The organism is Tenacibaculum sp. FZY0031 (assembly GCF_036350695.1).
Taxonomy (GTDB): domain Bacteria; phylum Bacteroidota; class Bacteroidia; order Flavobacteriales; family Flavobacteriaceae; genus Polaribacter.
On record NZ_JAZDVY010000005.1, the window covers coordinates 260,277 to 283,446 of the forward strand.

20 protein-coding genes are annotated in these 23,170 nt (G+C 33.5%); 15 read left to right on the forward strand and 5 right to left on the reverse strand.

Annotated features, from left to right (window positions below):
• Positions 1 to 42 precede the first annotated feature (42 nt).
• Positions 43 to 1,212, forward strand: a complete 1,170-nt coding sequence (locus tag V1T75_RS09025; RefSeq protein ID WP_330488222.1) for a histidine decarboxylase — start codon at positions 43 to 45, stop codon at positions 1,210 to 1,212.
• A gap of 54 nt (positions 1,213 to 1,266) precedes the next feature.
• Positions 1,267 to 1,890 carry an outer membrane beta-barrel protein gene (locus V1T75_RS09030; protein ID WP_330488223.1) on the forward strand — a complete coding sequence of 208 codons (624 nt, stop codon included), beginning with the start codon at positions 1,267 to 1,269 and terminating at the stop codon, positions 1,888 to 1,890.
• 43 nt (positions 1,891 to 1,933) lie between these two features.
• On the opposite strand, the gene V1T75_RS09035 is transcribed toward V1T75_RS09030, so the two are convergent.
• The 3 genes from V1T75_RS09035 to V1T75_RS09045 all read right to left on the reverse strand — a co-directional run bounded on the left by V1T75_RS09035 (position 1,934) and on the right by V1T75_RS09045 (position 4,922).
• Positions 1,934 to 3,031 (reverse strand): methyltransferase, encoded by a 1,098-nt coding sequence (locus tag V1T75_RS09035; protein ID WP_330488224.1) that lies wholly within the window; start codon positions 3,029 to 3,031, stop codon positions 1,934 to 1,936.
• A 14-nt stretch (positions 3,032 to 3,045) separates the two neighbouring features.
• Positions 3,046 to 4,578: an FMN-binding glutamate synthase family protein gene (locus V1T75_RS09040; protein ID WP_330488225.1), complete on the reverse strand. Its 1,533-nt coding sequence runs from the start codon at positions 4,576 to 4,578 to the stop codon at positions 3,046 to 3,048.
• 92 nt (positions 4,579 to 4,670) lie between these two features.
• The gene (locus V1T75_RS09045) at positions 4,671 to 4,922 is read right to left on the reverse strand and encodes a type B 50S ribosomal protein L31 (protein WP_047789607.1); all 252 of its coding nucleotides are present in this window, start codon (positions 4,920 to 4,922) and stop codon (positions 4,671 to 4,673) included.
• A 197-nt stretch (positions 4,923 to 5,119) separates the two neighbouring features.
• Here V1T75_RS09045 and V1T75_RS09050 point away from each other — a divergent pair, with 197 nt between their 5' ends.
• Both V1T75_RS09050 and V1T75_RS09055 read left to right on the forward strand, forming a co-directional pair.
• The gene (locus V1T75_RS09050) at positions 5,120 to 6,160 is read left to right on the forward strand and encodes a glutaminyl-peptide cyclotransferase (RefSeq protein WP_330488226.1); all 1,041 of its coding nucleotides are present in this window, start codon (positions 5,120 to 5,122) and stop codon (positions 6,158 to 6,160) included.
• 16 nt (positions 6,161 to 6,176) lie between these two features.
• Complete coding sequence (locus tag V1T75_RS09055; RefSeq protein ID WP_330488227.1) at positions 6,177 to 7,673, forward strand: hypothetical protein; 1,497 nt, start codon at positions 6,177 to 6,179, stop codon at positions 7,671 to 7,673.
• 356 nt (positions 7,674 to 8,029) lie between these two features.
• Here the strand turns inward: V1T75_RS09055 and V1T75_RS09060 are convergent, their stop codons facing one another.
• On the reverse strand, positions 8,030 to 9,310 hold the full coding sequence (locus tag V1T75_RS09060; RefSeq protein WP_330488228.1) for a metal-dependent hydrolase family protein: 1,281 nt from the start codon (positions 9,308 to 9,310) through the stop codon (positions 8,030 to 8,032).
• Between the two features lie 74 nt (positions 9,311 to 9,384).
• On the opposite strand from V1T75_RS09060, the gene V1T75_RS09065 reads away from it, so the two are divergent.
• The 4 genes from V1T75_RS09065 (at position 9,385) to V1T75_RS09080 (ending at position 13,895) form a co-directional block, all read left to right on the forward strand.
• Positions 9,385 to 10,065, forward strand: coding sequence for an SDR family NAD(P)-dependent oxidoreductase (locus V1T75_RS09065; protein WP_330488229.1), 681 nt, complete (start codon positions 9,385 to 9,387; stop codon positions 10,063 to 10,065).
• Positions 10,066 to 10,204: 139 nt separating this feature from the next.
• Complete coding sequence (locus V1T75_RS09070; RefSeq protein WP_330488230.1) at positions 10,205 to 10,804, forward strand: SprT-like domain-containing protein; 600 nt, start codon at positions 10,205 to 10,207, stop codon at positions 10,802 to 10,804.
• Positions 10,805 to 10,811: 7 nt separating this feature from the next.
• Positions 10,812 to 11,873 (forward strand): mannose-1-phosphate guanylyltransferase, encoded by a 1,062-nt coding sequence (locus V1T75_RS09075; protein WP_330488231.1) that lies wholly within the window; start codon positions 10,812 to 10,814, stop codon positions 11,871 to 11,873.
• A gap of 36 nt (positions 11,874 to 11,909) precedes the next feature.
• A complete protein-coding gene (locus V1T75_RS09080; protein WP_330488232.1) occupies positions 11,910 to 13,895 on the forward strand; it encodes a translation factor GTPase family protein in 1,986 nt (661 codons plus the stop codon).
• Here the strand turns inward: V1T75_RS09080 and lpxK are convergent.
• Positions 13,892 to 14,923 (reverse strand): tetraacyldisaccharide 4'-kinase, encoded by a 1,032-nt coding sequence (lpxK, locus tag V1T75_RS09085; protein WP_330488233.1) that lies wholly within the window; start codon positions 14,921 to 14,923, stop codon positions 13,892 to 13,894. The genes V1T75_RS09080 and lpxK overlap by 4 nt on opposite strands.
• A gap of 144 nt (positions 14,924 to 15,067) precedes the next feature.
• Between lpxK and V1T75_RS09090 the strand changes: the two genes are divergently transcribed.
• The 7 genes from V1T75_RS09090 to V1T75_RS09120 all read left to right on the forward strand — a co-directional run bounded on the left by V1T75_RS09090 (position 15,068) and on the right by V1T75_RS09120 (position 23,163).
• Entirely contained in the window at positions 15,068 to 16,162 is a 1,095-nt protein-coding gene (locus tag V1T75_RS09090) for a Nif3-like dinuclear metal center hexameric protein (protein ID WP_330488234.1), read from the forward strand.
• A 3-nt stretch (positions 16,163 to 16,165) separates the two neighbouring features.
• Positions 16,166 to 16,936 (forward strand): zinc ribbon domain-containing protein, encoded by a 771-nt coding sequence (locus tag V1T75_RS09095; protein WP_330488235.1) that lies wholly within the window; start codon positions 16,166 to 16,168, stop codon positions 16,934 to 16,936.
• Positions 16,937 to 17,082: 146 nt separating this feature from the next.
• Entirely contained in the window at positions 17,083 to 18,480 is a 1,398-nt protein-coding gene (locus V1T75_RS09100) for an FAD binding domain-containing protein (RefSeq protein WP_330488236.1), read from the forward strand.
• Between the two features lie 8 nt (positions 18,481 to 18,488).
• Positions 18,489 to 20,741 (forward strand): xanthine dehydrogenase molybdopterin binding subunit, encoded by a 2,253-nt coding sequence (locus tag V1T75_RS09105; RefSeq protein WP_330488237.1) that lies wholly within the window; start codon positions 18,489 to 18,491, stop codon positions 20,739 to 20,741.
• 17 nt (positions 20,742 to 20,758) lie between these two features.
• Positions 20,759 to 21,721 carry a peptidoglycan DD-metalloendopeptidase family protein gene (locus tag V1T75_RS09110; RefSeq protein ID WP_330488238.1) on the forward strand — a complete coding sequence of 321 codons (963 nt, stop codon included), beginning with the start codon at positions 20,759 to 20,761 and terminating at the stop codon, positions 21,719 to 21,721.
• A gap of 116 nt (positions 21,722 to 21,837) precedes the next feature.
• Positions 21,838 to 22,212, forward strand: a complete 375-nt coding sequence (locus V1T75_RS09115) for a hypothetical protein (RefSeq protein WP_281980181.1) — start codon at positions 21,838 to 21,840, stop codon at positions 22,210 to 22,212.
• 6 nt (positions 22,213 to 22,218) lie between these two features.
• Positions 22,219 to 23,163 carry an XdhC family protein gene (locus V1T75_RS09120; RefSeq protein WP_330488239.1) on the forward strand — a complete coding sequence of 315 codons (945 nt, stop codon included), beginning with the start codon at positions 22,219 to 22,221 and terminating at the stop codon, positions 23,161 to 23,163.
• Positions 23,164 to 23,170 lie beyond the last annotated feature (7 nt).

The window sequence follows — 23,170 nt, forward strand, 5'->3', positions numbered from 1 at the left end:
AACATTGCTTCGTTTACATTTGCCCGCTTAAATTGTAATCCCATGGTTAACGAAGGAAAATTATCAGTAGAAAATCAACAAAAATTAGATAAATTACAAGAAGAATTGGCTGCTGCCCGCGACACTTTTTTAGGGTACCCTGTATCAAAAGATTTTGATTATTCAGAATTAAATACATTTTTTCAATACCCAATTAACAACCTGGGGGACCCTTTTGAACAAGGAACTTACCGTGTACGAACTCATGAAATGGAACGCGAAGTCATTGCTTTTTTTGCTAAACTATTTAGAGCAAACCCAAAAGACTTTTGGGGATACGTAACTAATGGGGGCTCAGAAAGTAATTTATATGGCTTATACATTGCTCGTGAATTATTTCCTAAGGCTATGGTATACTATTCTGAATCTACTCATTACAGTGTACGTAAAAACATTCACCTATTAAACATACCTAGTATTGTAATTAAATCACAAGAAAATGGTGAAATGGATTACGAAGATTTTGAAAATACGGTTCGTATGAATCGTCATAAGCCTGTAATCGTATTGGCTACTTTTGGTACCACTATGAAAGAAGCTAAAGACGACATCGGTAAAATAAAAGGGATTTTACACAATTTGGCTATTCAAGATCATTATATTCATTGTGATGCTGCTTTAGCTGGCTCTTTCGGACCATTCATGCAGCCTCGCCTTCCTTTTGATTTTATGGATGGCGCAGATAGTATTTCTATTAGTGGGCATAAATTTATTGGTTCACCAATCCCAACTGGCGTGTTAATGGCCAAAAGATCGAATAGAGATAGAATTGCTAAAGGTATTTCATATATCGGTTCGTTTGACACCACTATTACAGGTTCACGTAACGGGCATTCTCCTTTATTTTTGTGGTATGCCATAAAAAAGTTAGGTATTGAAGGTTTACAACAGCGTTATCAGCATAGTTTAGCTATAGCTGAATACTGCGAAGCTGAATTGCAAAAAATTGGAATAAATGCTTGGAGAAATCCTAATGCAATTACTGTGGTATTACCAAAAACTCCACAAAGTATTAAAGATAAATGGCAGTTAGCCACTGAAGGGAACATTTCTCATGTTATTTGTATGCCTAACGTAACAAAAACTCAAATTGATGAATTTATAAACGATTTAAAAAATTGTACAGAACAAATTATTGAAGAGGAATTTTCCTATGATTTTTCATTAAGCTAACCTTTTATTAATTTAAGACAAGTACTTTTGATTGCTTTAAAAGAAAATTTAATTATGAAAAAATTAGTAGTAGGGACAATGCTACTTGCATTGTCATTTGCTTATGGGCAAGAAAAAAAAGAAAAGTTAACTATTGAAAAAGGCACGTGGTATACTAGTGCAAATTTTTCTATAGGACATAATAGTAATGAATTTGAGGGTTCTCCTGAAACTTCTAAATATTTTAACTTTAACTTCTCTCCTAAGGTAGGATACACTATTAACGACAACTTAATTATAGGTTTAGGTGTAGGCTATGGATATTCTAAAAGTGAATCAGGGAGTCAAATTGGAAAAGGTAATTCCTACCAAATCTTTCCTTATGTTAAAAAACACTTTCCACTTGGAAAGAAATTAACTATTTCGTTACAAGGAGAGTTTAGTTATAGTTATGCTGATTATTCAAGCAATATTAATTCTACTCCATACGAAAGAAGCACCAACCAATATTTTGTAGGGATAAGACCTGGACTTACTTATTTTTTAAATAAAAACATCGCTTTAGAAGCTAATATAGGTAGCTTAGGGTATTCTAAAACAGACCAAGATGAAAGTAATTTTCCAGATAGGGAGTCTGATTCATTTCAGTTTAATATAAACTCAACTGATTTAATGTTCGGTTTATCATATTATTGGTAGTATTAAAGTTTACAAATCAAACAAAAAACGCTAAGAGAACTTCTTAGCGTTTTTTTATACATTCTATTATTTGAAACTTTTTATTTTGTTGCAACACACTTACTGAAGAAAAAAGTTTTGTTAGGTGCGTACTATAATTCAAATGTGAATTAGCAACTAACAAAAATCTTCCATTGTTTTTCAAACAATTTTCTACTCCTTTAAAAAGGTTGAGTGCCACGTCAATATTATTCTCATATTCAAAATGAAAAGGTGGGTTTGATACTACTAAGTCGAAAGAATTTTCTTTGATGTGCTCTAGAGTATCATCACATAAAAATTCTGCTTTATTTCCTTCTAAGTTAATTTTAGATGATTCTATAGCCAAGTTAAAATCATCCAGTAGAGTTACTTTAGCTTGTAGATTTTGCTTGGCAACTTCACAAGCTATAATTCCGTTTCCAGAAGCTACATCTAATACTCTTAGTTCTTCTGGTTTAACCACTAAATTTTCTAAAAAAAATTGTGTTCCTATATCTACATTTCCAGAAGAAAACACGCCATAATATTGCTGTAAAGCTCTGTCTTTCCATTGGATAGTGTTAATTAGATTTTTTTTTTGAATTTCTTTTTTAGGAGTTTTAAAAATAAGTAATCGTGCTTTTTTCCAAGCTTTTGACTGCGTAACTTCTTCAAAATATTGTTCAGCAACCTTTATAAAAGAAGGAGAAAAATACTTAGTCATAAAACCACAAATAACCTCAGTTTTTTCATGTGAAGCTTTATGAATTTGCTGTAAGAATAACTCAAATAACTCTAAAGACTTTGGTATTTTAATCAAGGCTACTTCTACATGCTGCAAATCATTAAGTGGAGTTTTAAAATCAACTTCCGTAGAAAAATTATTCAATTCTAAGTTGTGCCAAATTGCTTTTTGCTGACTAGCATACGTCCAAACAGTAGTAACTTTTTTATGCTGTAAAGCACAATTCCACAGCCCAAAACGATCATTAAAAAGGTGTACCTGCTCTATATTCTTTTCAGTTATATAATCTAACACTAAGAGTTCAGCATTACTCCAAGCTCGTAAACTTTTATCAGAAGTCTTAGGATAACGTTGTAATTGATACGTTTTTGAGTTTATTTTTACGGTAGTATCCAATTAATTTTCTACGTTTAGCTAATTAAAACCTCCTCTTTAGCGTAGTAAATATCATCTAAAGAAGTTATTTCTCCAGCTCTATTTCTTCTAAAAATATGTTTTGGCTCTATATCCTCAATTGAATCTTTCCCCATAGCAGCCACCATTTCTTTTATTGCGCTAATGGTTTTATTATGGTAATTTTTCACACGCATATTCTTATACTTAACTACCAAAGCCTTTACTAAATCTTTATCTTGTGTTGCCACACCTACAGGGCAAGTATCTAAATTACACTCACGTGCCTGTATACATCCTAAACTCAACATAAAACTACGAGCCATACCAATTGCATCGGCTCCTAAAGCTACATATTTAATCACATCAAAAGCATCAATAGCCTTTCCACTTGCAATAATTTTTACTTGATTTTTTAGTCCGTATTTTTTCAACATCTTGTTTACAAAAGACAACCCTTCTAACAAAGGGGTGCCAATGTAGTTTGAAAACTCTAACGGCGCAGACCCCGTTCCCCCTTCTCCTCCATCAACAGCGATATAATCAGGATAATTATTAGCATCTGCAAAAGCTTTAATCATGGCTTCAATTTCATCGTTATCTCCAACACAAAATTTAATCCCAATAGGTTTACCTCCTGATAATTCTCTTACTTGCTGAATAAACGCAATCATTTCATCAAAATTAGAAAAAGCATCATGTGCTGGTGGTGAATCTACTCGTGTAAAGGGCTCTACAGAACGAATTTCAGCAATTTCTTTTGTGTTCTTTTTTGCCGGAAGAATTCCTCCATGCCCCGGTTTAGCTCCTTGAGAAAGCTTAATTTCAACCATCTTTACCTCTTCTCTAACAGCATTTTTCTTAAAAACCTCTGCATCAAAAACGCGCTTCCCATTCACACTTTTTCCAGCTCCAAAATAACCAGTACCTACTTGAAAAATTAAATCTCCTCCTTGTAAATGATAAGGTGAAATTCCTCCTTCACCTGTGTTATGAGCAAAATCGCCCATTTTAGCTCCTTGATTCAATGCCATAATTGCATTTTTACTCAATGACCCAAAAGACATTGCTGAAATATTGATGATAGAAGAATTGTATTTTTGGGTACACTTATCTGAACCTATAAGTACTCTTTCACCACTTATATGGTGGTGATCTTTAGGAAATAACGAATGTTTTACAAACTCATATCCCTTTGCATATACATTGTGCTGGGTACCAAAAGGCACCGTTTCAATTTCTTCCTTTGACCGCTGATAAACAATACTTCTTTTTTCACGATTAATAGGCTTTCCACTCAAATCATCTTCAATAAAATACTGCTGAATTTTTTCTCGTTCTTCTTCAAACACCCAACGCAAACGAGCAATTACAGGAAAAGCACGCATTAACGAGTGCTTTTTTTGAATAAAGGCGTCATATATTGCTAATAAAGTTACCGCTGAAGCAACAGTTAACAAAATATAATTTCCCATATCTGGCATGAAATAAACCAACACACCACATAATATATTAATTACAATAATAACAGATAAAATGGTATCTCTCATCTCTTTTGTTTTTCTGGCAAAAATACAATTTTAGCATAAAAAAAGCTCTGACATATAGCCAGAGCTTTCTTTTATATTTGAAATACGTGAAATTATTTTTTGAATTTCGCGTACTTGTTTTTGAACTTATCAATACGCCCTGCAGTATCTACTAACTTAGACTTACCAGTGTAGAAAGGATGTGAAGTTCTTGAAATTTCTAATTTGATTAATGGATACTCAACGCCTTCTACCTCTAAAGTTTCTTTTGTATTAGCAGTTGAACGTGTTAAAAAAACATCTCCGTTAGACATGTCTTTAAACGCTACCATTCTATAATTTTCTGGATGGATACCTTTTTTCATCTCTTGTAAATTTAAAATCTTTTATTTTTGTTGAAAAAATTATAAAGTTGGTAAAGCTTTATAGTTGTTTCATATATCAAAAACCTGCAATGGCTATTTGAGGGTGCAAATTTAACCCTTTTTTTTAATTTGCAAACAAATAATTTGCTTTAATTTGTACAACATCTTTATAAACTATCGAAAATAACATTATATATATGCGTTTTTATCAACTTTTAACCTTAGGATTAACTACCTTACTCGTAACCTCTTGTAGCGAAACTAATTACAAATTTAAATTAGATACTACTAAAAAAACCACACTAGGTAAAAAAGCGGCTATTAAGTTTGAACAATTAAAAGGTGAACAGATAGACTCTGTACAATTGTACGTAAACAACAAACGTGTAAACACGAACGAAACAAGTGTTACTATTAACACAGCTGATTTTGGTGTAGGAAAACATGCCGTTACTGCTTTGGCTTTTTACCCTAATAAATCAAAAAAATTAAACAACTCTATTGAAGTATTAGCCAAAGAAGCTCCTGCTGTATATTCTTATAAAATTGTAAATATTTACCCGCACGACAAAGATGCTTATACACAAGGTTTGGAGTATAAAAATGGGTACTTATATGAAAGTACAGGACGTAAAGGACAATCTACCTTACGCAAGGTTGAATTAAAAACCGGTGACGTATTACAAAAAGTAGATTTAGATAAAAAATACTTTGGAGAAGGGATGACTATTTTTAACAATAAAATTTATTGGTTAACATGGCAAGCCAGAAAAGGGTTTATTTACGACTTTGAAACTTTTAAACAACTTGGAAGCTTTAATTATACAAATAGCAATCAAGGATGGGGATTAACTCACAATAATTCTGAACTTATTAAAACAGACGGAACTAACAAGGTTTGGTTTTTAGATGCAAATACCCAACAAGAAAAAAGAAGTATTCAAGTTTATACAAACAAATATCCTGTTGATAATCTAAATGAAATTGAACTTATCAACGGAAAAATTTATGCAAACAAATGGCAACAAAACTCTATAGTTATTATCAATCCTGAAACTGGTGTTGTTGAAGGGGTTGCAAACTTAAACGGATTAAGAGATATCGTTGCAAAAAACCAGGCTCTAGAACCACAAGACGATGTGTTAAACGGAATTGCTTATGACGCTGAAAACAATCGCTTATTTGTTACAGGAAAGCATTGGGGCAAATTATTCGAAATAGAATTAATCAAACAATAATCTACGACCAAAAACCATGAAAAATACCCTTCCCGTACTAGCACTTATTTTATCCATTATTGTAATGTCTTGTAGAAAAGACTTCAATACAGTTCCTAGTTATGGGAAGCTACAATTTTCCAAAGACACCGTATTTCTAGACACTATTTTTAGTAATATTGGTTCTGCTACTTATAATTTAAAAGTATATAACAAGAGTAACAAAACCATTACTATTCCAGAAATTAAATTAGAAAATGGAAATACGTCAAATTACCGATTAAACGTAGATGGCTTAGCCGGTGATAACTTTAACAACATCGATATTTTAGCAAATGATAGCATCTATATATTTATTGAAACCACTATTGATGTTAACGCAGTTACCAACCCTTTATACACCGATAAGATACTGTTTGACACAGGAGAGAATCAACAAGATGTAGCTTTGGTTACTTTGGTACAAGATGCTCATTTTATCTTTCCTTCTAAAAGTAGTTCAGGCATTGAAACATTAACTATTGATGGTAAAGAAACTGAGATACAAGGTCGTTTTTTAACTGATGAAGAACTAACTTTTACCAATAAAAAACCTTATGTTATTTATGGTTATGCTGCTGTACCCCCTAGCAAAACTCTAACTATTGAAGCCGGGGCTAAAATTCACTTTCACAACAACTCAGGTTTAATTATTGATAAAGATGCTAACTTAAAAGCAAATGGTACCCTAGGTGAAAAAGTCATTTTTGAAGGAGATCGACTAGAGCATCAATTTAGTGAAATACCAGGGCAATGGGGAGTAATTTGGATACGTGAGGGAAGCTATGATAACGAGTTGAATCACGCTCAAATTAAAAATGGAACAGTCGGACTCCTTGTTGACGGACAAGATACCTCCTCTCCTACGCTAACTATAAAAAACACTGAAATATATAACAGTTCAAACTATGGTGTTTTAGGTAGAAACACTCATATTGAAGGAGAGAACTTAGTAATAGGTAGTGCAGGACAATCTGCATTAGCTTGTACTTTTGGAGGAAAGTATACTTTTACCCATGCCACTTTTGCTAACTTTTGGAACAATAGTATTCGTCAGTTACCTTCAGTTTTAGTCAATAACCACATTACTTACATCAATACAAGTAACGAAGAAGTAACTGAAATTAATGATTTAGTTGCTGCTAATTTTACAAACTGTATTATTGAAGGAAATAACAATGTTGAGTTTGTTCTTGATAGAATTGATGGAACAACCTTTAATTATATGATTGAGAATTGTTTAATAAAATTCAATGATTTCAATAATTCATTTGCTGATAATAATGAATTAAATTTTGAAGACAGCTTACATTATCAAAACAACATTCTAAACGGAGAACCTAACTTCAAAGATGTTACCAGAAACGAATTTATCATTGGTGAAAATAGTGACGCTATTAATAAAGCAAAGGCATCTGCTGTATCTGAAGATATTTTAGGAATTACTAGGTCCCCTTCACCTGATATGGGTGCATATCAACATATTACGTTTTAGACCAATAGAGTTTATCTACAAAAACACTTCCATTCAACGATTCAAACAAACCATTCGTCGAATTATAACAGAGTACACTACGAGCTAAGCATATATTTGTAGTGTATTTGTTTCATTCATCGTAATAAAATAAATAGATTAATTAGTTTGGTTAGTTGAGAGCTATTCTTTCTTAACAGTAATGAGTAGCTCTTTTTAAAAAAAGAAAATCAATAATAACAACATATATAAATATTTGTCGGGGGGCAATACTAATAGATTGAGGAATCTATTCAGGGTAAAAAAGGAATACATGTGTATTCCTTTTTTGTTTTAGTTATTTATAATTAGAACTTTTATTACCTATCATAAATTATTTAGTTTTTAAATACTTTTCCGTTTTTCATTACAAAAATAACCTTTTCCATCGTATGGATATTTTGAGTTGGATCTTCAGCTACTGCTATAATATCTGCATAAAATCCTTTTTTTACTTGTCCTAATTCATTTTTCATACCTAACAGTGCTGCATTAGTTACTGTTGCAGACTGTATCGTTTCCATAGCAGGCATGCCTGCTTCCACCATATACCCAAACTCCTTTCCATTTTTACCATGCTTAAACACGCCTGCATCCGTACCAAAAGCTATTTTTACTCCTTTTTTATAAGCTCTCCCAAATGTTCCTTGTATTTGCGGACCAACTGCTAAGGCTTTTGGCACTACAATCTCTGGATAAAATCCTTTTACTTTAGCCTTCTCTTCTACTTCTTTTCCAGCTGTAATAGTTGGCACTAAATACGCGTCGTATTTTTTCATCAATTCCATTGTTTCATCACTCATATAAGTTCCATGTTCAATAGTTTTTACCCCTCCAATAATAGCACGTTGCATTCCTTCATCTCCATGGGCATGAGCCGCTACATGCATTCCATAATCTTTTGCCGTTTCACAAATTGCTTTTACCTCTTCAATCGTAAATTGTGGGTTGTCTCCACTTTTAGCCACACTTAACACTCCACCTGTAGCTGTTATTTTTATACAATCTGCCCCATTTTTATAACGCTGACGTACTGCTTTTTTTGCATCTTCAACTGAGTTTACCACTCCTTCTTTAGGACCGGGATTTCCTATCAGTTCTCTATTACTTCCGTTGGTAGGATCTGCATGCCCTCCTGTAGTTGCTAAAGATTTTCCTGCTGTAAATACTCTAGGCCCAGTAATTTTGCCTGCTTTAATTGCTTTTGCCAAAGAAATGTTAACCCCTGTTCCTCCTAAATCTCTCACTGTTGTAAAACCATTTAACAAAGTGGTTTCAGCAAATTTTACAGAATTATACGCTCTATCCGCCTCATTTAAAATGTATTTTTCTAACCTCGATTTAGGACTGTGTTCACTTTCAATATGCACATGCATATCAATCAATCCGGGCATGACTACCTTATCTTTTAAATCGATTGTTACATCATCAGGGTTTTCAGGATTCACATACCCTTTTAAAACATCAACAATCTTATTGCCTTTTACAATTACAGTTTGTTGTTCTTTTATATTTCCTTTTTCTGTATCAATTAATTTTCCACAAAACATATAGGTACTTTGAGTAAATGCTGCCATTGATATTGTTAAGAATAGCGCTAAAAAAAGTCTTTTTTTCATGATAATTTAAGAATGATTACGCAATAAATGTAGTGATTTTTATGTAGCTTGCCTTTTTAAATTTTGACAATTACATGAAGAACATTGTTATTACAGGAACGAGCAGAGGTATTGGTTTTGAATTAGCGCAGCAGTTTGCTAATCAAGGACATCAAGTCTTAGCTCTATCAAGAAATACAAAACCTTTAGAAGAAATAAACCACACCAACATTACAACTATTTCAGTTGATTTATCAAACGAAAAGGATATAAAAAAAGCGGTTGATTTTGTTTCAACGGAATGGAAAAAGGTAGATATCCTTATCAACAACGCTGGAAAATTAATCAACAAACCTTTTGAACAATTAACTACACAAGATTTTGAAGAGGTTTATAAAGTGAATGTTTTTGCAGTTGCTGAATTGACTAAAAATCTCTTGCCTTTTATGAATAAAGGTAGCCATGTAGTTACTGTAAGTAGCATGGGGGGAATTCAAGGAAGTATGAAGTTCCCTGGATTAGCTGCCTACAGCTCTGCCAAAGGTGCAGTAATTACTTTATCTGAATTACTGGCCGAAGAATATAAAGAACAACAAATCGCTTTTAACGTCTTAGCCTTAGGTGCTGTACAAACAGAAATGCTGGAAGAAGCTTTCCCTGGTTATGAAGCTCCTTTATCGGCTAAAGAAATGGCGAATTATATTTTTGATTTTGCGTTAACTGGTAATAAATACTACAACGGAAAAGTTTTACAAGTTTCTAGTTCTACTCCATAGAAAAATAACGACTGTCACTTCGAGTGATTTTCGTTCAACATAGCTGAAAAGAAAATTGTATCGAGAAGTATTAGCTAGTTCTCGATACAATTTTTATTTTTCCATTTTATTTCAAAATAAAAACCACTCGAACTGACTTTTGAAAAAAACACTGATTAAATACATCCCTGAAGAAGCTATTCCGTTAGTTGAATATTTAATTATTGAGCATAAAATCAATTTGAAAATAGTAAGCGAACGTCAAACCAAACACGGTGATTTTCGTCGCTTACCTAATGGTCACATGCAAATTACAGTGAATAACAACTTAAACCCTTATCAGTTTTTGTTAACGTTAATTCATGAAATTGCACATCATGTTACCTATCAAAAATTTGGAAGAGTACAACCGCATGGTAAAGAATGGAAAACAGTTTTTCAGCATTTAATGTTGCCTTTTTTACAGCCTGAGATTTATCCCAAAAATATGCTCCCTTTTTTAGCCAACTATTTAAAAAATCCAAAAGCCAGCACCGATGCTGATGTAAATTTATCACTGGCATTGCGAGGTGGAAAATCAGAAGACGGAAAGAACTTTATCTTTGAAATACCTAATGGAAGCGTTTTTCAATTCAAGGAAAAACTATACAAAAGAGGTGATAAACGAAGAACACGCTATGAATGTTTAAATTTAGAAAACAAGCGTGTATATTTATTCAACCAAAATGCAGAAGTGAAACTAGTAGCTTTAAACAAATAATACTTGTATGAATACTAATTATTACGCAGTAATTATGGCGGGTGGCGTAGGTTCTCGTCTTTGGCCTGTAAGTACTGAAAAGTACCCTAAGCAATTTCACGACTTATTAGGAACTGGAGAGTCTTTGTTACAAAAAACCTTCAACAGAATTAATCAATTAATTCCAGCAGAAAATATTTTAATTGCCACGAATGAACGCTACGAAGAGTTAGTATTAGAACAACTTCCCGAAATTAGCAACAAACAGCTACTACTCGAACCTACAATGCGTAACACTGCTCCTTGTATTTTATATGCTGCTTTAAAAATTCATCAGCAAAACAAAAATGCAGTAATGTTAGTTGCTCCATCGGATCATTGGATAGAAAACGAAACAGAATTTCTTAAAAATATAGAGACTTCTTTTAACGCTTGTGCTAAAGAAGATATATTAATGACTCTAGGAATACAACCAAATCATCCTAATACAGGGTATGGTTATATTCAGTTTGAAGAAAATGCTTCTGAAATAAAAAAGGTACAAACGTTTACCGAAAAACCTAATCTAGAAAAAGCTACTCAGTTTTTAGCAAGTGGCGACTATTTATGGAATGCTGGTATTTTTGTTTGGTCTGTTTCTAGCATTTTAGATTCCTTTAAAAAACATCTTCCTGAAATGGTCAACATTTTAGATACTGAAGACAACGTGTACAACACCAATTTTGAAGATGATTTTATTAAAAGTAACTATGAAAAATGCGAAAACATTTCTATCGACTTCGGAATTATGGAACGCTCTGAAAAAGTACACGTACTCCCTGTAGATTTTGGTTGGGATGATTTGGGTACCTGGGGTTCTTTATATAACAAACTTGGTAAAGATACTCACCAAAATGCAACAGTTGGAGCTACAACTATTTTTAAAGACGCCAACGGAAATATGGTTAGCACTAAAAACGGTAAAAAAGTAGTAATTCAAGGATTACAAGATTTTATTGTGGTAGAAAAAGACGATGTATTGGTTATTTGTCCACGTAAAGCCGAACAAGACATTAAACAACTACGAACTGAAGCAAAAGAGCAATTTTAACAAATTACCTCTCTTTTTATAAGATATTACTGATTAATGGAATATTCCAACATTCTTAACATAGGAATTTTAGCACATGTCGATGCTGGCAAAACTACTTTAACCGAACATTTATTATACCATACAGGAGCTATAAGAAATATCGGAAGTGTAGATAAAGGCTCTACTGTTACTGACAGTTTAGCGCTAGAAAAAGAACGTGGAATTTCCATAAAAGCAGCAACCACTTCTTTTATTTGGAACAATACTAAAGTTAATCTGATAGATACTCCAGGACACGTAGATTTTTCTAGTGAAGTTGCAAGGACACTATGTGTGGTAGATGCTGTTGTTTTAGTTGTTTCGGCTGTTGAAGGTGTACAAGCTCACACCTTAACTATTGCCGATGCCTTGCAAAAACTAAAAATCCCTACAATAATTTTCATTAATAAAATTGACCGACAAGGAGCAGATACTGAAAGTGTTTTGGAACAAATAAAAGACGAGCTTCAAATTAAAACTGTATCTATCTATACCAGTCATCATGAAGGATTAGACACTGCCTATATTAGTCCTGTTTTTCACAATAATTCCCTTACCAAAGAGCAAAAAGAAACCATCGTAGAAGAGTTAATTGAAACCGATGAAAACCTGTTAGAACAATACTTAAACGGTCGCACCATTACTGATGAGACCTATATAAAATCTATTGTAAAAAACACTTCCAAAGTTTTAATTTCTCCTGTATTTGTTGGAATTGCTAAAAACAACATTGGTGTAAAGGAACTATTAGACGGATTAACAAGTTTCATTAAACCAGATAAGAATACTGCTACACAAGAAACCTCTGCTTATGTATACAAGTTAGAGCATCATAAAACTCATGGTGTCATGGCGCATGTAAAGGTTTTTTCGGGTGAATTATCTTCTAAGTCGGTTATTTATAATCATACTCAAGCCGTAGAAACAAAAATAAACCAATCAAAAGTTTTTCATCATACCAAACACATAGACACTACTATTAAAACTGGTGATATCGGAATTATTACAGGTGTTGTTGATACAAAAACAGGAGACATTCTTGGCAACCCCGAAGGAATTCCAAAACTACCCGAATTAAACACGCCTGTTTTAAGTGTACAAGTAATACCTGATAACGATAAAGATTACAATGCGTTAGCGCAGGCTTTACAAATTATAGACAGAGAAGATCCAACACTACAATTCAAATGGCATAAACCCGAAAAAGAATTATTATTGTTACTAATGGGAGACATGCAAATTGAAGTGCTTACACATGTTTTATTAGAACGATTTTCAATCCCTGCTACTTTTACAGAGCCTCAAATTGTATACAAAGAAACCATAAGCAAAGCTGCAGAAGGTTACATTCGTTATTGGATGCCTAAACCTTGTTGGGCAATCATGACTTTTTTAATTGAGCCCGCTCCTTTAAATTCTGGTGTTAGTTACCAATCTACGGTTTCTAAAAACGACATTCATAACAAATATCAAAACGAAATAGCCAGAACGATTCCAAAAGCTTTAGAGCAAGGTTTGCTTGGTTGGGAAGTAACTGATGTAAAAATAACATTGATTAAAGGAGAAGATCATAATGTTCATTCAAGACCTGGTGACTTTAACTTAGCTACTCCAATGGGTATCATGAAAGGCTTACAAGCTGGCGGAACACATTTGTTAGAACCGTTAGTTCGCTTTGAAATAAAAACCAATGAAGAATTTTTAAGTAAAATTATTTCAGAACTTACGACGAGAAGAGCTACTATCAACTCTCCCTCTTTTCAAAATGATATGATGCATCTTACAGGAACAATTCCCGTAGCCACTTCTTTAGACCTAAGTATTAAATTAAATACTCTTTGCAGCGGTCGTATCCGTTTGCGAATGGTTTTTCATGGTTATGACGTATGTCCTGAAGGAGAAGGAAAATCAAGACCTTTTAAAGGAGTGAATCCATTAGACGAAGCGCAATGGATCTTACACCGTCGTGGAGCATACAAAGCTGACGAACGAGTGATTTAGTTTACCTTCTTTATTTCACTCAACACTAAAGAATTAAAAGCTTTCTCTTCACTTATAAAGTGACTTTTTATAGAGATATAATTAAGAGGATTCACCTTTCCTTCTAAACGCATATAATCTTTTTCGGTAGTTAGCATGATTTTTTGTTCAGACGGCAACTCATTAAACGCTTTTTCAATCTTTAAAATATCTTGCTGAGTAAAATTGTGATGGTCAGGAAAGTTTAGATGCTTAAAACTTACTTTCTTTTCTTTCAAAAAATTCAATAAAGGAGTCGGATTTGCAATTCCCGTTATTAACAACGCTTCCTTATCCTGCAAATCATCAATTGTTAACTCATTTGTTCCTTTTAAACTCTCATCGTAAGCAATGGTTGTAAAAAACACCTTTTGATATGATTTTGGATTGAGTTTTCGCACTATCTTTTCTTGCGTAGATTTGGATAAATTCTCAGGACATTTCGTAACTACAATCATCGTTGCTCGTTTAGCTCCTCTTCTACTTTCTCTTAAATTTCCTGTGGGTAATACAAAATCGTCTACAAACAAATCGTTGTACTTGGTTAGTAAAATATAGCTACTCGCTGTTACTTTTCTATGTTGATAAGCATCATCCAACAATACCACTTCTGGCGGATTATTTTGTTGTAACAACTGCTGAATTCCATTCGTTCTATCAGCATCCACAGCTACGGTAATAACTTTTTTAAACTTCTTATAAAACTGTAAGGGTTCATCACCAACATCTTCAGCTGTATGTGTATCGTTTACTAACTGAAATCCTTCTGTTTTACGCTTATAGCCCCGACTTAAAACGGCCATTCTATATTTATCATTCAATAAACGTATCAAATACTCTATTTGTGGAGATTTTCCCGTTCCTCCTACACTCAAGTTCCCCACGGCAATTACAGGGATTTCAAAAGAAGTCGATTTTAAAATACCAATAGTAAAAAACCAATTACGAACCCTGGTGATTACATCGTACAAAACAGCAAACGGAAATAATAAAAATCGAAGTAATTTCATTGTTCCAAAAATAATAAATTAGTTTTTACACTTACACCACAAACTATTTTATCTTTTCTTCCCTTCTCACTTCTTCACTTTTCTAACTTTTTAAACAGTTAAACTTTGTAACTTTGCTGTATCAATACTTTGAAAATTACCCAAATGCACATAAAAGATATTACCAATTATATTGAACAATTAGCGCCGCTTTCGTATGCTGAAGATTTTGATAATGTTGGCTTGCTAATAGGAAACTATAATACTGAAGTTACTGGAGTTTTGGTCACACTTGACACGCTTGAAGAAACGGTAGATGAAGCAATTGCTAACCACTGTAATCTTATTGTAAGTTTTCACCCTATTGTATTTAGCGGTTTGAAAAAAATTAACGGGAATAATTATGTGGAGCGTGTCGTGTTAAAAGCCATTCAACACAACATTGCTATTTATGCTACGCATACCGCTCTAGATAATGTTAATAATGGAGTTTCAGCTAAAATGGGAGAAGTTTTAGGCTTAGAAAACATGAAAACTTTGATTCCTAAAAAAGGAATCATCAAAAAACTAACCACTTATGTTCCGTTTGAAGAAGCAACTAATTTACGTGAAAAATTATTTGAAGCTGGCGCGGGAAATATTGGGAATTACGATAACTGTTCTTTTAATGTAGAAGGAAAAGGAAGCTACAGAGGAAACGAAAACTCGAACCCTACAGTAGGAAAAAAAGGAGAATTGATGTTTGAAAAAGAAACCTGTATTACAGTAACATTTGATTCTTATTTAGAAGGAAAAATACTTTCCGCTCTCTTTAAAAACCATCCGTATGAAGAAGTTGCCTACGAAGTTATTACTTTAGATAATCAAAACCAACATGTAGGTATGGGAATGATTGGAGAACTTCCTTCGGCGATGAATGAAAAAGACTTTTTATTATTTGTAAAAGAAACCTTTAAAACTGGTTGTGTGCGACACTCAGAATTACTTAATAAACCTATTAAAAAAGTAGCAGTGTTAGGAGGTTCGGGAAGTTTTGCTATTAAAAATGCACTACGAACTGGTGCCGATGCTTACATAAGTGCTGATTTTAAATACCATGATTTTTTTAAAGCAGAAAAAAGAATCTTACTTGCAGATGTAGGACATTATGAAAGTGAGCAATTTACAAAAAAGCTTTTAGTTGATTATCTTAGCAAAAAATTTAGTACTTTTGCAATTATTTTAAGCGAAAAGAGTACAAATCCAATACACTATATTTAACAGATGGCAAAAAAAGAAGTAACGGTAGAAGAAAAATTAAGAGCGTTATACGATTTACAGTTAATCGATTCTAGAATTGACGAGATTAGAAACGTTCGCGGTGAATTACCTTTAGAAGTTGAAGATTTAGAAGATGAAGTTGCCGGATTAAACAAGAGACTTTCTAATTTAGCTGAGGATGTTAAAAATTTAGAAACTGATATTAGTAATAAAAAGTTAGCGATTGAAGAATCTAAAAATTTAATTACTAAATACGAAGAACAACAAAAAAATGTTCGTAATAACCGTGAATTCGACTCTTTATCTAAAGAAGTTGAGTACCAAGAATTAGAAATTCAATTATCTGAAAAGAGAATTAAAGAGTACAAAGCTAAAATTGCTCAAAAGAAAGAGGTTATTGATAGCACCAAAGAAAAACTAGCTAAGCAAGAAGCGCATTTAGCTCACAAAAAAGGAGAATTAGATGCTATCTTAAAAGAGACTGAGAAAGAAGAGCAATTATTAAAAGAAAAGTCTGAAGAATTTTCACAGTCTATTGACAGGCATTTATTAACAGCCTACAAAAGAATTAGAACTAAAGTAAGAAACGGATTAGCAGTTGTGGCTATTGAACGTGGAGCTGCTGGAGGTTCTTTCTTTACTATTCCACCTCAAGTACAGTTAGAGATTGCTAACCGTAAAAAGATTACAATTGACGAGCACAGTGGTCGTATTTTAGTAGATCCTGCTTTAGCACAAGAAGAAAAAGAAAAAATAGACAGCTTATTTGCTTAATATTTTTCTTAAAATACATACAAAGCCTCCAAAATTTGGAGGTTTTTTTGTTGTTATAAGCTTTTATTATAAAATTAGTAACAATTAAAAATCAAAGCGCCTCACTTTTCACCTAATGTTACATTTTCGTATCTTGCATTCTGCTTATGATACAATTTATATTAAATAATCAGGTAATAAAAACAACAGCAAACGCTGGTATTACCCTGCTCGACTTTATTCGGGAACACCAACAATTAAAAGGCACAAAAATAGGATGTCGTGAAGGCGATTGTGGTGCTTGTACCGTTCTAATCGGTGAACAAAAAAACGGTAGCCTTAGCTATCAAAGTATAACTTCGTGTATTTCTCCTTTAGGGAATGCTAACGGAAAACACATCGTTACGGTAGAAGGCATCAATCTGCCAAAAGAACTGAATACCGTTCAAAAAGCAATGGCCGATAATTATGCGACGCAATGTGGTTTTTGCACACCGGGATTTGTGGTTTCTATGACTGGTTATGCTCTTGACAGTAAACAAACAACTTCTTGTAACGATGCTATCAGCGGAAACATTTGTCGTTGTACGGGGTATAAATCGATTGAAAAAGCTGGTTTTGAAATAGCACAAAAACTACAAAAAAAAGATAAGAACCATCAAATCGACTGGTTAATCAAAGAAGGGTTTATTCCTAATTATTTTGAAACTATCCCTGAAAAACTAGCTCAAATACAACCAAAAATATTTGAAAAAACAGGAATAAAAGTAGCTAACGGAACCGATATATATGTACAACATGCTGATAAAATGGCTGAAGAAGATGTACATTTATTAACCGATAAAAACGCTTTAAAAGAAATTTCTTTTACCAAAGGTTTTTGCACATTAGGCGCTAATACAACGGTTACCGAAATAGCCGAAAGTAAACAATTGCAAACTCTCTTCCCGAAACTCAAACAATTTTTAAAACTTGTTTCTTCTGAACAAATTAGAAACATGGGAACCATCGGTGGTAACTTTGTAAACGCCTCTCCTATTGGCGATATGTCTATTTTCTTTTTAGCATTGAACTCAATGGTAACCATTCAAAAAGAAGATGGGAATGTGCGACAAATTCCGTTTCAAGAGTTTCATCAAGGCTACAAAACATACGATTTACACGAAGGCGAAATCTTACAATCAATACAGTTTAAAGTTCCGCAGGCAGAAGACTTTTTTAATTTTGAAAAAGTGAGCAAACGAACACATTTAGACATTGCTAGTGTAAATTCGGCAGGAAGAATTACACTAAAAAACAATATAATTACAGATGCTCATTTTTCTTTAGGAGGTGTAGCCGCTATTCCAAAATATTTATCAAATACCAATACCTTTTTAATCGGAAAAACAATCAATTCTGAAACTATAAAAGAAGCCGAAACTATTTTACAATCAGAAATTTCGCCTATTAGCGATGTTCGTGGAACTGCTGACTATAAGCGATTATTGGCAAGACAGTTATTTTTTGCTCACTTTTTAGAACTATTCCCAAATCAAGTAGAACTTAAAAAACTAATTGCCTAATGAAAACGATGAAGAACATAGACAGTTTTACACATGTTAGAGGAGAATCGTTATTTGTTGACGATTTAATGCTGAGACAGGATACCTTATTCGGCTTGGTGTTTGACTCGCCAAAAGCACATGGAAAAATCAAATCGGTAGATTATTCAAAAGCAGAAGCGCTAGAAGGCGTTATCAAAATATTTACCTATAAAGATGTTTTAGGAGAAAATCAAATTGGTGGTATTATTCCCGATGAACCTTTATGGGCAGAAGATGAAGTCCATTTTTGGGGACAACCGATTGCGTTTATCGTTGCAAAAAGTGAAGCCATTGCTAAAAAAGCGAGAGCTTTAATTACCATAGATATTGAAGAACTTCCTGTAATCACAACCGCTAAAGAAGCCAAAGAAAAAGGAAGTTTTATCAATGCTCCTCGTTCATTTAACTTAGGAGACACCCAAAATGCTTTTACCGAATGTGACTATGTGTTTGAAGGCGAAACTTTTTCAAACGGACAAGAGCATTTGTACCTCGAAACACAAGGTTGTTATGCGGTTCCTCAAGAAAACGGAAATATAAAAATTACTTCCTCTACGCAAGGTCCTACTGCTGTACAAAAAACAGCGGCGAAAGTGTTGGGTATCCCAATGCATAAAATTGAAGTAGATGTCATCCGTTTAGGTGGTGGTTTTGGAGGAAAAGAAGATCAAGCTACTCCATGGGCAGTGATGGCTGCTGTGGCAGTGCAGCATTTGAATCGTCCGGTTAAATACATGCTGAATCGTCATGACGATTTACGCATGACAGGAAAACGCCATCCCTATTCCTCATTTTATAAAATTGGTCTGACCAAAGACCTAAAAATAAAAGCTTTTGAGGCAGAGTTCTTACAAAACTCTGGTGCCGCCGCTGATTTATCACCTGCTATTGCTGAAAGGACTTTGTTTCATGCAACGAACAGCTATTTCGTTCCGAATGTGAGTACTACCGTGTATAGCTGTAAAACCAACTTACCCCCTAATACCGCTTTTCGTGGTTTTGGTGGTCCGCAAGGTATGTTTGTCATTGAAAGTGCTATTGCCGATGCCGCTGATAAAATAGGCATCAACAAAAGAAAAATCCAAGAAACCAATTTATTAGCTGAAAATGATGAGTTTTCTTACGGACAAATTGCTACCGAAGTGCAAGCACAGAATTCTTGGTTGAGTGCAAAAGAACAATATCAACTTGAAAAATTAGAGCAAGAAGTTGCAGATTTTAACAGTAAAAATGACCGATACAAAAAAGGTATTTCATTAATGCCTATTGCTTTTGGTATTTCATTTACCAATACCCCAATGAACCATGCACGTGCATTGATACATATTTATCAAGATGGAAGTGTTGGCGTCTCTACAGCTGCTGTGGAAATGGGACAAAGTGTAAACACTAAAATGTTGCAAGTAGCACAAAGTGTTTTAGGAATTTCGGCAGATAAGGTTAAACTGGAGACAACGAATACTACGCGTGTTGCCAACACCTCACCTTCTGCTGCGAGTTCTACTGCCGACCTTAACGGAAAAGCAGTTGAAATGGCTTGTAATTCGTTAGTTGAACGACTAACAAAAGTTGCCGCTGACATGCTTTCTTCCGAAGAAAAAAACATCTCCTTCAAAGAGAATTTTATTTTTACAAATGATCATAAATCAGAGCTAACCTGGGAAGCTTTAATTGCTGAAGCGATGCTACGTCGTGTGGCACTTTCTGAAAATGCACATTATGCTACACCAGTTATTCATTTTGATAAAACCAAAGAAAAAGGACATCCGTTTGCTTACCATGTATACGGTACTGCCATCACAACAGTTACGGTAGATTGTATCCGTGGTAATTATGAAATTGACAGCGTAAAAATTGTACACGACTTTGGTAAAAGTATGAATATGGGTATTGATTTAGGGCAAGTTGAAGGTGCTTTGGCACAAGGAATTGGTTGGATGACTCTAGAAGAAATTGCCTATAATAATGACGGACGATTACTCTCGAATGCGTTGTCTACCTACAAGGTACCTGATATTTTTTCGGCACCCAAAACAATAGAAACCATTCCGTTAAAAACGGAAGGGAATCAAATGGCTATTAAAAAATCGAAAGCAGTTGGTGAACCTCCATTAATGTATGGAATTGGAGCTTATTTTGCCATTCAGCAAGCGGTGAAAGCTTTCAACCCTAATTATAAATTAAAATTCCACGCTCCTTTTACACCCGAAAAAGTGTTGATGGGATTGTATGAAAAATAGAAAAATTAATACTGTTTATGAATAAGAAAATATTCTTTGTGCTAGCAATTAGTACAATTAGTTTAAGTCTCTTAGGACAAAGTAAAAAAATAAGAACTGGTGAGTTTATGGTTCATTTTCAAGAAAACTATAACAAACAACAGTATCGTAAAATATATAACAGATTTGCCGCTAGGTTTCAAAAGAATGTCCCGAGAAAAAAATGGGATTCTCTTTTAAACAAGATGAATTTTACCTATGGAAAAATAACTAGTTTCTCTTATGTTGAAACTGCTAATAATTCTGTGAGGTTTAATGTTAATTTTGAAAAAGGAAACCAACGTTTTAAATTATATCCAGATAATCAAATCCTAAACAAACTAGGAGGTTTTGTTTATAGAGACAACCCCTATTTAGAAAAAAACATATCAAAAATAGCTTTACCTTTCGATGAAGGAGTTTGGTACGTAGCACAAGGAGGAGATGCTAAAAGTGATAACAATCATTATGATGTTAATCCACAAAAAAAAGCTTTTGATTTTGTTTTAATTGATGACAACAAAAAAGTTCATAACGGACAAAGACATAAAAACGAAAACTATTACTCTTTTGGCAAAAATGTTTTAGCCCCCATAAATGGTGAAATTATCTCCGTTATTGATGGAATTAAAGATAATGACCCAGGTCATATTAACCGTTATTATGCAGCTGGAAATTCCATTATATTAAAAACCAACAACAATGAGTTTTTGTTCTTTGGTAATTTAAAAAACAACTCTATTAAAGTGAAAACAGGAGATATTGTTACTAAAGGAACAATTATTGCTCAGGTTGGTAACTCTGGAAAATCTTACTACCCACACTTACATTTTCACATTCAAAATATTGAAAGTATAAACAGTGCAGACGGAGTTAAGTGTTACTTTGACAAAGCTTTGGTTAATAACAAAGAAAAAACCAATTACTCACCGATTAAAGGTGACTTAATTCAAAATAAATAGGTATCAAACTACAATACACCAAACAGAATATATTTAGGGGTGCTTTAATTTATAGCATCGGAGATACCATTGCATCCCTTTTACTAAACGAGTTTTCAATATACAGACTTCTCGGAATGGTACTTATTGGTGCTACTGTTTATGCTTTTGAAATCCCTAATTATTTTAATTGGATAGAAAAAAAGACAGCAAACAATAGCGGACTCAAAAAAACACTCGCAAAAACCCTATTAGCCATTGCGTACTTTAATCCACTTTGGATTTTTAGACATTTGCTGTTTATCAAGCTATTTTCTGGGAACTTTGAACAAATAACCAGTAACTTATTCATTGTTGCTTGTTGGTCGTTTTTAGTGAACATTCCTATTTCGTTTATCGCTAATTTTATCATTCAAAATAAAGTAAAACTCGATTGGCGTTTTTTAGCCAGTGCTATTTTTTCTGCACTAATGGCTATTTATTATGCCCTAAGCGAAACCATTTTTAACTAAGCTTTTATGAAATTCTGGCAACAGTTATATACAAAACTTCAAAACAAACAGAAGGTATACCTACTAACGGTAATTGAAAACCTTGGTAGTTCTCCAGGCCGAAAAGGCTTTAAAATGCTAATTGCTGAAGATGGTTTTATTTTCGGTTCTGTAGGTGGTGGTGTGATGGAATTTGCGCTCGTTGAAGAGGCCAAACAACTAGTACAACAAGAGAATCCGCTAATATTCATCAAAAAACAAATTCATAAAGGAACTATCAAAGATGGTTCGGGTATGATTTGTTCTGGTGAACAAACGGTAGCCTTTCATTGCTTAGATGCTAAGCATGTTTCAATAATCTCAACCATTATTTCTTCTTTACAACACGGTAAAAAAGGAACTTTACATTTATCTCCTACCCTATTTGATTTTACTCCTGATGTTCTAGAAAGTCAGTTTGAATATACCATCAACTCGAAAGAAGATTGGTATTTTAAAGAACATATTGGCTTTAAAGAAACCTTGTACATTGTAGGTGGTGGTCATGTAGGAGTTGCTGTTTCTGAACTCTTTGTAAAACTTGGTTTCTATGTGGTGATTTTTGACAATCGAGAAAACCTCAACACCTTAGAAAATAACCAAACCGCTCATAAAAAACAGGTTATTGATTATAAAGATATTGAAAACTACATAGAAGAATCTTCTTCAAGCTATGTAGCCATTATGACTAATACATACACTGATGACAAGTTGGTATTGAGTAAGTTGATAAAAAACAACTATCAATTTCTAGGCGTTTTGGGTAGCAAAGCAAAGTTGCAAACGATGTGGGAAGTTTTGCAAAATAAAGGAGTTACTCAAGAAGAATTAAACAACGTTCACGCACCTATAGGGCTTTCTATAAAAAGTGAAACCCCAGAAGAAATAGCGGTAAGTATTGCGGCACAGATTATTCAAATTAAAAACACCTAAACGAATA